The organism is Exilibacterium tricleocarpae (assembly GCF_007004655.1).
Classification (GTDB): Bacteria; Pseudomonadota; Gammaproteobacteria; order Pseudomonadales; family Cellvibrionaceae; genus Exilibacterium; species Exilibacterium tricleocarpae.
Genome location: NZ_ML660092.1, coordinates 55,785 through 68,779 on the forward strand (window position 1 = coordinate 55,785; position 12,995 = coordinate 68,779).

Annotated in this window: 12 protein-coding genes; 7 read left to right on the forward strand and 5 right to left on the reverse strand. The window is 58.3% G+C overall.

The genetic code is table 11. The features are described 5' to 3' along the window. Nucleotides 1–701: 701 nt before the first annotated feature. Nucleotides 702–2,273, forward strand: a complete 1,572-nt coding sequence (locus FKG94_RS10365) for a glycogen synthase (RefSeq protein ID WP_142904164.1) — start codon at nt 702–704, stop codon at nt 2,271–2,273. A 48-nt stretch (nt 2,274–2,321) separates the two neighbouring features. Here FKG94_RS10365 and FKG94_RS10370 read toward each other — a convergent pair whose 3' ends face one another. From FKG94_RS10370 to FKG94_RS10390, 5 genes are all read right to left on the reverse strand, one after another. Then, the gene (locus FKG94_RS10370; protein ID WP_142904165.1) at nt 2,322–3,641 is read right to left on the reverse strand and encodes an NAD(P)/FAD-dependent oxidoreductase; all 1,320 of its coding nucleotides are present in this window, start codon (nt 3,639–3,641) and stop codon (nt 2,322–2,324) included. A gap of 65 nt (nt 3,642–3,706) precedes the next feature. After that, nucleotides 3,707–5,038 (reverse strand): MATE family efflux transporter, encoded by a 1,332-nt coding sequence (locus tag FKG94_RS10375; protein ID WP_142904166.1) that lies wholly within the window; start codon nt 5,036–5,038, stop codon nt 3,707–3,709. Nucleotides 5,039–5,141: 103 nt separating this feature from the next. Continuing rightward, nucleotides 5,142–5,879, reverse strand: a complete 738-nt coding sequence (locus tag FKG94_RS10380; RefSeq protein WP_142904167.1) for a glutathione peroxidase — start codon at nt 5,877–5,879, stop codon at nt 5,142–5,144. A 185-nt stretch (nt 5,880–6,064) separates the two neighbouring features. Then, entirely contained in the window at nt 6,065–6,709 is a 645-nt protein-coding gene (locus FKG94_RS10385) for a ChrR family anti-sigma-E factor (protein ID WP_142904168.1), read from the reverse strand. A 70-nt stretch (nt 6,710–6,779) separates the two neighbouring features. After that, nucleotides 6,780–7,355, reverse strand: coding sequence for a sigma-70 family RNA polymerase sigma factor (locus FKG94_RS10390; protein WP_142904169.1), 576 nt, complete (start codon nt 7,353–7,355; stop codon nt 6,780–6,782). 305 nt (nt 7,356–7,660) lie between these two features. Here FKG94_RS10390 and FKG94_RS10395 point away from each other — a divergent pair, with 305 nt between their 5' ends. The 6 genes from FKG94_RS10395 to FKG94_RS10420 all read left to right on the forward strand — a co-directional run bounded on the left by FKG94_RS10395 (nt 7,661) and on the right by FKG94_RS10420 (nt 12,985). Continuing rightward, on the forward strand, nt 7,661–8,083 hold the full coding sequence (locus FKG94_RS10395) for a nuclear transport factor 2 family protein (RefSeq protein WP_142904170.1): 423 nt from the start codon (nt 7,661–7,663) through the stop codon (nt 8,081–8,083). 26 nt (nt 8,084–8,109) lie between these two features. Then, the gene (locus FKG94_RS10400; RefSeq protein ID WP_142904171.1) at nt 8,110–8,880 is read left to right on the forward strand and encodes an SDR family NAD(P)-dependent oxidoreductase; all 771 of its coding nucleotides are present in this window, start codon (nt 8,110–8,112) and stop codon (nt 8,878–8,880) included. A gap of 80 nt (nt 8,881–8,960) precedes the next feature. Beyond that, entirely contained in the window at nt 8,961–10,280 is a 1,320-nt protein-coding gene (locus tag FKG94_RS10405; RefSeq protein WP_142904172.1) for an NAD(P)/FAD-dependent oxidoreductase, read from the forward strand. Next, nucleotides 10,273–11,106, forward strand: a complete 834-nt coding sequence (locus tag FKG94_RS10410) for a DUF1365 domain-containing protein (protein WP_179957586.1) — start codon at nt 10,273–10,275, stop codon at nt 11,104–11,106. The genes FKG94_RS10405 and FKG94_RS10410 overlap by 8 nt, the downstream gene beginning before the upstream one ends. 42 nt (nt 11,107–11,148) lie before the next feature. Next, nucleotides 11,149–12,435 carry an SAM-dependent methyltransferase gene (locus tag FKG94_RS10415; protein WP_142904173.1) on the forward strand — a complete coding sequence of 429 codons (1,287 nt, stop codon included), beginning with the start codon at nt 11,149–11,151 and terminating at the stop codon, nt 12,433–12,435. Nucleotides 12,436–12,439: 4 nt separating this feature from the next. Then, complete coding sequence (locus FKG94_RS10420; RefSeq protein ID WP_179957587.1) at nt 12,440–12,985, forward strand: DUF2878 domain-containing protein; 546 nt, start codon at nt 12,440–12,442, stop codon at nt 12,983–12,985. Nucleotides 12,986–12,995 lie beyond the last annotated feature (10 nt).

The following is a 12,995-nucleotide window of genomic DNA, read 5'->3' on the forward strand; positions in this document are numbered from 1 at the left end:
GGCTTAACAGTGTGTTGTTGATATCAGTACGCTTTACTTTGTCGGTACACTTTCTAGTGGGTGCACGCTTTATGCGAGTTCATTTTCTAGAGCAGTCTAAATATGACTGTTCAGTACTCTTACTAAACTTCAGGTATTAACCTTCAGTTATTAAACCTCAGTTATTAAACTTCATGTAATTAACCCTGAGGTCATTAGCTCTCAGGGCGTTCCCGGTCTTCAGGCAAACCGGCAGCAGTCTATTATAATTGCGACGAGGTTACAATCGCCGGTTACAGCGTCCTGTGACAGGTTTCACTGCACCCGTTGCTGTGAAAATTCAGCAGTGATTTTCGCACCGGTGTGCAAGTCGAAAATTCCAGATGGCTTTTTTCGAACTTTTCGAGAGTCGGTAAATAATTGCACTTGCTTGTTAAAGCACCGCCACCGCCATCGTCACCACCAGAAGCAGGCGCCTGAAGCGAATGCCTTTCGTGTCGGTAAATGTAAATATGAGTTAACAAACCTGGATGTTGGGCCGGGCTGGCACTTGGACCAACCCGGCGGCAATATCGCCGGTAGCCGTCAGGGCGCGCGTGTTTTATCATCCGGGGCAAAGATCGGCCGCGGGATCGATTGGGATGACCGCCCGGCGCTCAAATAGATGCTAAGCACAATTCAAGAACAACAGCAGGAACCCATAAGAACAATAGAAGGTAGTTATGGCAAATCCCCTCAATATACTCATGGTAGCGGCGGAAAACGGCGCCCTGGCCGGTGGTAAAGTCGGCGGCATTGGCGATGTGGTGCGCGAGGTGCCGCAGGAGCTGGCGCAAAAGGGTTGCGAGGTCACGGTGGTGACGCCGGCTTACGGCGCGTTTCATCGCCTTGCCGGTGCCCGTCGTCTGGCGATTCTGAAAGTGGATTTCAGAGGCGTGAACCAACTGGTGGAACTCTACGAAGTCAGAAGTGCCGCCGGCACACCTGCCGTGCGCCATTGGGTCCTGGAACATTCGCTATTTGGCAGTGGCGGGGCCGGTGTTATCTATTGCGACGACCTGCCGGAGACGCCCTTTGCCACCGATGCGAATAAGTTTGCACTGTTTGCCGCCGCCGTTGCGGAAATGGTGGAGCAGGGTCACTGTGGCAAGCTCGATGTGTTGCATTTGCACGACTGGCACGCGGCATTGGTATTGGTGCTGCGTCAGTTTGATCCGGGGTTTGAGGTATTGAAGGGGGTGCGCTGTGTTTACACCATCCACAACCTGGGGCTGCAGGGGGTCAGGCCGTTTTCCGGCCACCCGTCTTCCCTGCACAGTTGGTACCCGTCACTGCACTATGATCGCGCCCTGTTGGCCGATCCCCGCTGGCCCGACTGCCTGAACCCGATGGCGGTGGGGATTCGACTGGCCGATGCCGTGCACGCCGTATCGCCCACCTACGCGCGCGAAATTCTGTTGCCGAGCGAGGTCGGCAGCCGCGGCTATTACGGCGGCGAGGGCCTGGAACAGGACCTGGTGCGGGCCCACGGAGAGAAGCGTCTACACGGCATCCTCAACGGTTGCGATTATACGGCGGCCCTGCCCGAACCTCTGGAATGGGAGGCGCTGGTGGCCCAACTGCGGGACCAGTTATTGCGCTGGGTGGCGCAGCAGCCGCAGGTTCGTTCCGCCCACTTTGTCGCCGGGGAGCAGCTGCCGCGCTGGGAGGAGCACAAACCCGGCATACTGGTGACCAGCGTCGGGCGCATTACCGAGCAGAAAGCGCAGTTGCTGCGCCAGGTCGACGAGAACGGCCGACCGGCACTGGCGGGCATTCTCGAGACCCTGGGCCCGCGCGGCGTGTATATATTTCTCGGCAGCGGCGATCCGGAGTTGGAACTTTTTCTTACGCAGATCAATGCCCGCTTTGATAATTTTATTTTCCTGCGCGGCTATTCGGATGCGCTGGCGCAGGCCCTTTATGCCAGCGGCGATTTGTTTCTGATGCCCAGTTCGTTCGAGCCCTGCGGTATCAGCCAGATGCTGGCGCTGCGCGCCGGGCAACCCTGTCTCGTGCACAGTGTCGGCGGGCTCAAGGATACGGTGACCGACGGTGTCAACGGCTTTGCATTCAACGGCGACAGCCTTGTTGACCAGGCGGCGCAGTTGGTGGAGACCTTCGCGATGGCACTGGCGTGCAAAACCGATAAGCCGAAACAGTGGCAGAAACTGCGCCGCGCGGCGGCGGCGGCGCGTTTTTCCTGGCAGGCAAGCATTGACCGCTATATTGGGGCGTTGTACCTGGGGGAGTGACCGCCTCCCTCGGTTTGCCGTTTATATGCTTCTACTTTTCATGGCATATCAATGTAATTTCATGGTCGGCCCGGTGCGGTGGTTAAGCCGGTCCCGCAATAGCAGCAACCCCGTTTTAAACACGCCGTGCAGGGCAATTTGGTGCAGCCGGTAGAGCGTGATGTAAAACAGCCGGGCCAGTTTTCCCTCAAAGGTGAAGTCGCCGCTCAGGTTGCCCATCAGCTGCCCGACACTGCTGTGCCTGCTCAGCGAGATCAGCGAGCCTTTGTCCCGGTAGCGGAACTCGGGCAGGGCGCTGCCATTGAGTAGCGCCGGCAGCGCCCTGACCAGCAGGCTTGCCTGCTGGCTGGCGGCCTGGGCCCGCGGCGGCACCGGTCTGTCGCTGTTCGGTGGCTGGAAGTGGGCGCAATCGCCGATGGCGAAAATGCGCTGGTCTCTGGTGGTTTGCAGCGTTGAGGTGACCGCCAGTTGATTGATGCGGTTGGCTTCCAGACCGTCCAGCGAACCGAGCAGTGCCGGCGCTTTAATGCCTGCCGACCAGACTTTCAACTGTGCCGGAATTGTCTTGCCGCTGCCGGTGATCACCGCGCTGTCGGTCACCTCGGTGACCCGCTCGCTGCTCAGTATGCGGATATTGAGTTTTTGCAGTTGCCGCGCAATGGCGGCGGAGGCTTTTTCCGACAGCGCCGGCATTACTCGGTCGGCTGCCTCGATCAGCGTGATTTCCACGTTTTCCGGTTTGATGCCGTCAAAGCCATAGTGATTGAGCTGGTGGGCGGTATGGTTGAGTTCGGCAGCCAACTCCACCCCGGTCGCGCCCGCGCCGACAATCGCGATGGCAAACTTTTGCGGTTGCCGATCGGTGTTTTTTTGAGAGGCGCGCAGGTAGACGTTCAGAAACGATTGGTGAAAATGCTCGGCGGCGCGCCGATTGTCGAGAAAAATGCAGTGCTCCCGGGCACCGGCGGTGTCGAAATCGTTGGTCTGGCTGCCCAGCGCCAACACCAGATAGTCGTAACGCACCTCGCGTTCGGGCAGGATTTGGCGGTCTTCAGGTGCATTGACGGCATCATCGCAATGGGCGGCCAGTTTGACAGTTTGTGCCTTGCGGTCGAGACCGTGCATACGGCCCAGCACATAGCGAAAGTGGCAGTGCCGGCCGTGGGCTGCATAACTGAGTTCGTCGATATTGGCGTTGAGCACGCCGGCGGCCACCTCGTGTAAACGTGGCTTCCACAGGTGTACCGGACTGGCGTCGATTAAGATAATCTCCGCCTTTTTTTTACGCCCCAGTTTTTTTCCCAGTTTCGTAGCCAGCTCCAGGCCGCCGGCGCCACCTCCTACGATAACGATACGCGATTGATTCATGGTCAGGTCCTTAAAGTGAAATCAGGGCAGGACTTTCACGTCGGCGAGTCCTGGCCTGATGTCACTCAGCGTGTACCGAGCCAGCGGCGCGAGCGAAACCGCCACAAAATCATGCTCGCTTTGACCAGGTAATCACCGATCAGTGTGGCGAACACCCACTCCACCGGCAATCCCAGCCGGGTAAACAGCGCGGCGATTACCATGCGTGTCAAAATAAAGCCGCAAAACGTAGACAGCAGCGGAAACCGGGTGTCACCGGCGCCGCGCAGGGCGCCGCCGAGGGCAAAGTCCACCGCCAGCAGGGGTTGCGCCAGACCCAGGCACCACAGGAATACCACGGTCAGACGAATCACCTCCGGGTCGTCGATCATCATCGCCGCCAGCGGTCGGGCGAAAACAATGGCCAGCACCCCAAATACGGTCATGGCCACCAGCGCCAGTCGCAGGGCGCGGTAGCCCATCGCTACCGCGCCGGCGGGATTGCCGGCGCCCAGTTGCTGGCCCACCAGGGCCGAGCCGGCAATGGAAAATCCCAGGCCGATGACCATGGTGACCGACAACAGGCTCAGGCCAATGCCGTAGGCTGCAAAGGCGGCGGTACTGTAACTGGAAATCAGCCACACGAACAGAAACAGCGCCAGTTGCATCACGCCCTGTTCGGCCATGGCCGGGTAGGCGACATGCCATAGCCGTTTGAACTGCGCGCACAGGCGCGCCAGCGGGGTGACGGTGAATGGAATGACCAGGCGATTGCCGATCCATAAATACACCGCGACCACACTGCCCAGGGCATAGGCGATACCGCCGCCGAGGGCGGTGCCGCTGATGCCCCAGTCGGGCATGCCCCACCAGCCGTAGGTCAGCGCCGCGCTCAGCGGCAGATAAACAACGGTGGCACCGCCGACGATATACAGGGCCGTGCGGGCGTCACCGGCCGCCCGCAAGGCGGTGGCCAGAACGATATTGATGCTGAAGGTGACGCTGAACAGCATGGTCCAGCGAATATAGCTGACGGCGGCGCTGTGAGCCCCGGCCGCGAGCCGGAATAAATCGGCAATCAGGGGCGCGCCGGCAATGATCAGCGCGCTGAACAGCAGGGTGATCAGCACGCCGGTGGACATGGCCAGGTTGGTGTAGAGGGCGACGTCGTCGCGGTCGCCGGCGCCCCAGGCGCGGGAGATCAGGGCGGTGGCGCCGGCACCGAGCCCCATCATCACCGCCTGCAGAATAAACAACACGCGGGTACCGGCGGTTACCGCAGCGACGCCGTCGGTGCCGAGGCCGCTGACAATTTTGATGATCGCCAGGCCGCTGAGCGTATTGAGCAGGTAAACCGCGATACTGGGCCAGGCGAGGGACCATATGCCGGTGCCGGTGTTGGTTGGACTCGCTGGCATCTATCCGGGTAAAGCCTTGGTAAAGAGGGGCGCTAGTGTAGCCCAAATGCCCCGTGGGGCGAAACCGGGGGCCCGCGGGGCCACTCTGCCCGGTGTTGCAGGGCTAGCCTGCCTGCAGCCACTCCTGCAATTCATCGGCGCCGCCGACCAGATCGCCCTCGACGAAAACCTGCGGTGTGGTGCCGCGCCCGGTGACCGCCGCCAGGGAGTTTTGGCTGACGCCATTGGCGCCCAGAGCGATTTCCTCATAGCGCAGGCCCGCCCCGTCAAGCAGCCGTTTAGCGCGTGCACAGTGGGTGCAGCCGGGCTTGCTGAACAGGGTGACACGGCGCGGCTGCTCAGCGTCGGGGTTGATATAGCTGAGCATGGTATCGGCGTCACTCACGGTAAACGGGTCGCCGGGCTCCTGCGGTTCGATAAACATTTTCTCGATCACGCCATCTTTTACCAGCATGCTGTAGCGCCAGGAGCGGTTGCCGAAACCCAGGCCCTGTTTTTCCACCAGCATGCCCATCTCCGCGGAAAACTCCCCGTTGCCATCGGGCAGGAATACAATATTTTCAGCTTTCTGATCTTCGGCCCAGGCGTTCATGACGAAGGTGTCATTTACCGACAGGCATACCAGCGTATCGACCCCGCTGGCTTTGAAAACCGGTGCCAATTCGTTGTAGCGAGGTAAATGGGTGGACGAACAAGTGGGCGTAAAAGCGCCGGGCAGGGCGAACAACACCACGGTTTTGCCTTTGAAAATGTCGTCCGTGTTGAGCTTGACCCAGTCGTTGTCCCGGCGGATCGGAAAAGTCACCTGGGGGACTTGATGACCTTCTTTATTCAGTAACATGTGTGCTGCCTCTCATAAGGTGTTTGAATTCGAGAAGCATAATAGGCCGTATTTTTACATAGATAAAATTAATTATAAGTATTTATTTTATAGATTTTTTAAATTATTGGGATGTAAAAAAGGCCCGGATTGACCTTGTAACCCGAGCCTGGGCTCTGAAGTTGGGGGACTCAGAGCGTAAATGCTCAGCCGGGTTTAAAGCTGAGCAGGGGATTTAGCCAGCGATTGAACCAACCGGTCAGCAGTACCGGGGCCTCGACTACCGACAGACACAGACAATCCTGATTTTGTGTCGCGCGGGGGCGGTGTACGTCGCCGGGCTCCCGCAACAGGAAGTCACCCGGGGTGTAAACCCCTTCATCGTCGGAAAAGCTGCCCTTTAACACTACTGTCACTTCCTGGCCCCGGTGATCGTGTTCTGCTACCTTGCCGCCGCGGCTGATTTTGTGCAGCGCGACTTCATAACGGTCCTGTCCGGCCTGAAGCCGCGATACCCGCAGCGATGGCGACAGTCGCCGCCAGCGCAGGGATTTAAGGTCGGGCACCAGCTTTTCCAGCACCTGGGGCAGGTTGAAGCGATTGGCCGGCTTGGGCTGCTGCTGCACAGGGGTGTCAAGTCGGGCCATGACGCTGTCGAGCAGGTCGGCTGCAACGGGTACCGCCTGGGTATCGGCCAGCAGCGTGCCGCCGAGGTCGTTGAGCGACTCCAGGCGATGCCGGCAGCGGGAACAGAAGTGCAGGTGTGCCGAGACGCCGATCGATAGACCGAACGGGAGGCTGCCTGCGGCGTACTCTGCCAGTAGGTTTTCATTGGGGTGGTGTTTTACCATCGTACTCACCTATAACCTTTAATAACCTTAACCTTGAAATAGCCTTTGCCTGTGAGGCCTTACCTTAATCCTACCGGGCTGTTATCAGCACCTGTAGTTTCTTGATTGCCAGGCGCACCCGGGATTTTACCGTCCCCAGGGGCAGGTCCAGCTCCTGAGCCACTTCGGCGTGGGATTTGCCCTCCATATAGACCTTGGTCAGGATGTGCGACTGTTCCGGCGGCAGTTCGCGGAACGATGAGCGAATGGAGTCCTGATTGCGCGTGTGCTGCAACAGCGAGTAGGGTTCGTTTTCATCTTCCTGTTGCCAGACATCGTCCGCCGCCAGACTCGTACTCTGGTGCTTGGCGCCGCGGCGCAACAGATCGATGCGGCAGTTGCGGGCGATGGTGTAAATCCAGGTGCTGGCGGCGGCCTTGCGGGGATCGAAGTAAGGGGCCTTTTGCCAGACTTTGAGCATGACCTCCTGGACCAGCTCGTCGCCGCCGTGGGGGCCTGCCGCCGCCGGCATCTTCGACAGGCTGTAGCCCTTGATCAGGGGCGCGAAGTGTTTGAATAGCTCTTTGAAGGCGCTCCGGTCCCGCTGCTTGCCCACCTGTGATAGCAGGTTGCTCCAGTCGTCTCGGCGCTCGGACTTCAATTCCATTACGCTGTCTCTGTCCGGGTCGGGTCTGGCATGAGGGCCGGATTCAACCCTATAATCTGGGTGGCTTTTAAGCATAGTAACCAGTCGCTGTGTGAGTGCCAATATCGAATAGTTGGTATCTTCAGCACAACTCTACGCACTTTTCCGGCGATTGGATCACCGGCGCATCCACGGGCCCAGTATATAGAGAAAGCCGGCAGCAGTGTGGCACGCCAGTGATCCAAGGCGCCGGCTAAATCGTAATTTGGGGTATGAATATTACAGTGCAGCCTCCAACCACACTCACCGCCGGAAAGCCGTTTGCCATGACTGATGTCGTTGAGCGGTTCAAACGGTATTACGAGATCTATGATCCCGACACGCTGGATGACCTGGACGCCGTCTACAGCGACGATATCGAATTCCGCGATCCCATTCACACCCTGTCCGGCAGGATCGAGGTTAAAGCCTATCTCCGCGATATGGCTCGCAATCTCAACTCCTGTCGCTTTTTTTACCTGGATGAGCAGGTGATGCCCGGCGTGGCCTTCATCAAGTGGAATATGCATTTCAGCCACCCGAAACTGGCGGGCGGTAAAGAGGTGATGGTACGCGGGATAACCGAGGTGCGGTTCAATGAACGCATCTATTACCACGAAGATTTTTACGACATGGGTGCTATGGTGTACGAGCATGTACCGCTGCTCGGCCGCCTGGTCCAGTGGCTGCGACGACGCCTGGCGCCCTAGCGCCCAACGACTTGGGAATGTAAACCATGGCTTCAGTAAGCGGAGCAAATATCTGGATCACCGGTGCCAGTTCAGGCATCGGCAGGGCGCTGGCCCTGCAGCTGGCGGAGGCCGGCAATACTGTCTTTGCCAGTGGTCGCAACGAGGCGGCGCTGGCAGGTCTGTGCGCCCAAAATCCCCAGCGGCTGGTGGCGCTGGCCTGCGACGTCAGCGACGATAACGGGATGGAGGAGGCGGGTCGCCGCCTGCGGTCCATGACCGACAGTCTTGATATGGTGATCCTGAACGCCGGCACCTGTGAATACGTCGATAACGCCGAACTCGACAACGCGCTGTTTCGACGTGTATTCGCAGTCAACCTGTTTGGCGTGGTCAATACGCTGACGGTGGCCAAACCGCTGCTGCAAAAAGCCCAGCGGCGGGGACATATCGTCGGCATCGGCAGTCTCTCGACCGTGGTGGGGCTGCCCCGGGCGGAAGCCTACGGCGCCTCCAAGGCGGCCATGCAGTATTTGCTCGACTCCCTGCGCGTAGACCTGGCACATGAAAAGATAGACGTTACTGTGGTTCGCCCCGGCTTTGTGGAAACACCCATGACCGCCGCCAATGATTTTCCCATGCCGTTTGCCATGGACGCCGAGCGAGCGGCAACTATCATCCTGCGCGGTATTGCCGGGCGGCAGCGGGTGGTTGAATTCCCACTGCGGCTGAGTTGGTCACTGAAACTGGCGGCGCTGTGTTCAGGGTTGTGGTATCGGGTGGCGGCGCCGCGCTTAAACCGCGCCAATAAACTGTAGCGGCAAACTGTGACGAGCGGGAACCGACGTCGTACCGGAGAGAGAACATTGATAAACAGGATATCCAGAGAGAGAGACGTATGAGAATTGCCATTATCGGCAGTGGTATATCCGGGTTGACCGCTGCTTACCTGCTCAACCGTGAACACGATATTACTGTGTTTGAGAGTCGGGACCGGATTGGCGGCCACACCGCCACCATCGATGTTTCGGTCAATGGCAGTGAGCAGGCCATAGATACCGGTTTTATTGTATATAACGATTGGACTTATCCCAACTTTATCGATCTGTTGGCGCAATTGGGGGTGGCTTCCCAGCCAACCAATATGGGTTTTAGCGTCAGTTGCCGGCAGACCGGACTGGAATACAGCGGCGCCGGTTTCAGTACGCTGTTTGCCCAGCGCCGCAATCTGCTGCGCCCCCGGCACTGGCGCATGTTGGCCGATATCGTGCGGTTTAACCGCGAAGCTGTCGCGGACCTGGAGCAGGGGCGTATCGATGCCGCTGCCACACTCGGTGATTACCTGACGCGGCGGCGTTACTCGCAGGCGTTTATCCGACATTATCTGGTGCCTATGGGGGCGGCCATTTGGTCGGCCAGCACCGATACCATGCTTAATTTCCCCCTGGCATTTTTCGTGCGTTTTTTTAAAAACCATGGTCTTCTCAGTATCACCGACAGACCCCAGTGGCGTGTTATAAAAGGCGGCTCGCGGGAATACCTCGGGCCGCTGACGGCAGGCTTCAAGAAGCGCATCAAGGTGGCCACGCCGATTCAGTCGGTGCGGCGGCAGGGAGATCGGGTTCTGCTCAGCTATCGGGGTGACGACGGCCCGCGCACGGAAAGCTACGATCATGTGGTGATGGCCTGTCACAGCGATCAGGCGCTGCAACTGTTGGGTGATGCCAGCGCGGCCGAACAGCGGCTGCTCGGCGCCATACCCTACCAGGACAATGAAGTGATTTTGCACACCGACACCACCCTGCTGCCGCGGCGGCGCTCCACCTGGTCCAGTTGGAATTACCTGCTGACCGACTATCGCCAGGAACGCCCGGTGTTGACTTACAATATGAACATCCTGCAGGGGCTTGATCACCCCACCACCTTTTGCGTCACTCTCAACCAGACCGCGGCGATCGATCCGGCCAAAATACTCGGTCACTTCAACTATGCACACCCGGTGTTCAATCTCGATGGCATTGCAGCCCAGCAGCGCTGGGGCGATATCAACGGCGTCAACCGGACTTGGTTCTGCGGCGCGTATTGGGGTAACGGTTTTCACGAAGACGGCGTGAGCAGCGCGTTGCGGGTAGCCGAGGCGCTGGGCGATACTCCCCTGGCAGCACCTGATGCGCCGGCCGCCAGCACCGACTCGCCGGCGGAAGCGTCCTATGCCTAGCTCCACTGCGCCTGATCCTGTCTCGCGTGAGGCAGCCGTGGACAGTCCGGTCGCCGGTGGTGACACGGCCCTGCACAGCGCGATCTACAAAGGGCGTGTTCGCCACCGCCGTTTCAGTCCCAGGTCCCACGCTTTTACCTACGATGTTTTTATGGTGTATCTCGATCTCGACGAACTCGATCGGGTATTTGCCGAGAGCTGGTGCTGGTCTGCTACCCGCCCGGCTATCGCCCGGTTTCGGCGCCGGGATTTCTTTGACCAGGGCGACACACCACTGGCCGACAGCGTGCGCGATCACGTGCTGCAGCAGACCGGGCGGCGCCCGCGAGGGCCGATTCGGCTATTGGCCAATCTCAGGTACTTTGGGTATATCATGAACCCGATTACCTGTTACTACTGTTTCGATGAGAGTGGCCAGGGCGTGGAAACCATAGTGGCGGAAGTCAACAACACGCCCTGGAATCAGCGCCATCGCTATGTACTCAACTGTGATCCTGGCCGCGATAAGCAGCGGCTGACGTTCGGCAAAACCTTTCACGTCTCGCCGTTTCAGCCCATGGACACCCGTTATCTGTGGTTGAGCAACTGTCCCGGAAAAACCCTGGCTCTGCATATGGAGAATTTTTCCGGCAGCGAGCGCTTCTTCGATGCGACCCTGACGCTCAATCGGGAGGAGATCAGTGCTGCCAGTTTGCGCCGTGTGCTTTGGCAATACCCCTTTATGACCGGTAAAGTCGTTGGCGGTATCTACTGGCAGGCGTTGAAGCTGTTTATGAAACGCATACCCTTTTATGGACACCCCGAGTCGGTGGCCGGAAAATCTTAATTTGTAAAGACCTAACCAGGAAAGAAAAGTTGAGGCACAAACATGACCGCAGTTAGTGTAAACGAAACTAAAACACAAAAAAAACTCAAACCGCGCTTCGTGGATAATATAGCGAAAAAGATGGTGTTCAAGCTGTTGGAAAACATTGCCGTCGGCCACCTGATTGTAGAAGATAACGGGGTTACCTATAACTTCGGTCAACCCAAAGACCAGACTGACCTGGTCGCGCATATTCATGTCGAGCACCCGTCAATTTATCGTGATGTGTTGTTCAATGGCACCGTCGGTTCGGGCGAGGGCTATATGCTCGGCAGTTGGCGCTCGCCGGATCTGGTGAAAGTCATCCGCCTGATGGTGTTGAATATGTCGATGTTGAAGGCGATGGATTCGAAGTGGAACTGGATCAAGCAGTCGCTGGCGCGCCTGATGCACGCGTTTAACCACAACTCCCGCACCGGTTCGCGCAAGAACATTGCCGCGCACTATGATTTGGGCAACGATTTTTTCCAGTTGTTTCTGGATCACTCGATGATGTACTCGGCGGCCATTTTTCCCTCAGCGGCGGCGAGTCTGGAAGAGGCTTCCGAAAACAAGCTCAAGCATATTTGCGAGCGTTTGCAACTCGGCCCCACCGACCACCTGTTGGAGATCGGCACCGGCTGGGGCGGTATGGCGATTTACGCGGCCAAACACTACGGCTGCCGGGTAACCACAACCACTATTTCCAGAGAGCAGCACGACCACGCCCTGGCCTGGGTACGGCAGGAAGGGCTGGAGGAGCGCGTCACGGTATTGCTGAAGGATTATCGGGAGCTTACCGGTGTGTACGACAAACTCGTTTCCATCGAGATGATCGAGGCGGTCGGTCACCAGTATTACCAGACTTACTTCCGCCGCTGTGCCGCGTTGTTGAAACAGGATGGCCTGATGCTGATTCAGTCCATTACGATTCCTGATCAGCGTTACGAACAGTCGCGCAACACGGTGGACTTTATTCAGCGTTATATATTCCCGGGCGGGGCCCTGCCCTCGATCGAGGTAATTGCCCGACACGTGTCGAGTGACACCGATATGCAGATAGTCGGTCTCGAGGATATCACTCACCACTACGCAAAAACCCTCGCGGAATGGAAGCAGCGTTTCCAATTGCGTCTCGATGAAGTCAGGCAATGTGGATTTGATGATATTTTTATCCGTATGTGGGATTTCTATTTGAGTTATTGCGAAGGCGGCTTTGCCGAACGGGTGATCGGCACCTCGCAGTTTTTGTTTGCCAAACCACGCTGTCACCAACTGCCCGTATCGACCCACCTCGGGGTGCGGGGCTAGCATTGTGACGGCCCTGGCGCAACGCCTGCAGACACGGGTGAAAAACTCCGAACTTGGACGACTGGTGCTCAATGCCGCGTTGTTCGAGGTCGTGTGGTTTGCCTGTGTCTGGGGTGGTGACGGGATGGCGGCGGCGGCAGTCATTGCCTTGCTTGCGGTGCACGGCTGGTTGGTGATGCGCGATACGGCCGAGTGGCGATTTATCGCCGCAGTGGCGCTGGTGGGGATTGCCGGTGATTGTCTGTGGTTCGGATTCGGCGTTTTTCAACGCACCGACCAGATGTTGCTGCCGCCGCTGTGGCTGATGTTGTTGTGGTTGGCGTTTGCCACCACGTTGAAGCACAGCTTTGCCAAGCTGGGCAATTTTTGGTGGCTGGCAGCGCTGGTGGGTGCGGTGGCCGGGCCTTTAAGTTATCTGGCCGGTGCGGCCTTAAATGGTGGTGTGGAGTTTGCCCAGCCGCTGTGGCTGTCCTTTGCCGCCCTGGCGGTCTATTGGGCGGTGTTATTGCCGGGATTGCTGTACTGGGGCAGAAAAACCGGGACTGTTTAGCGGGAGTATT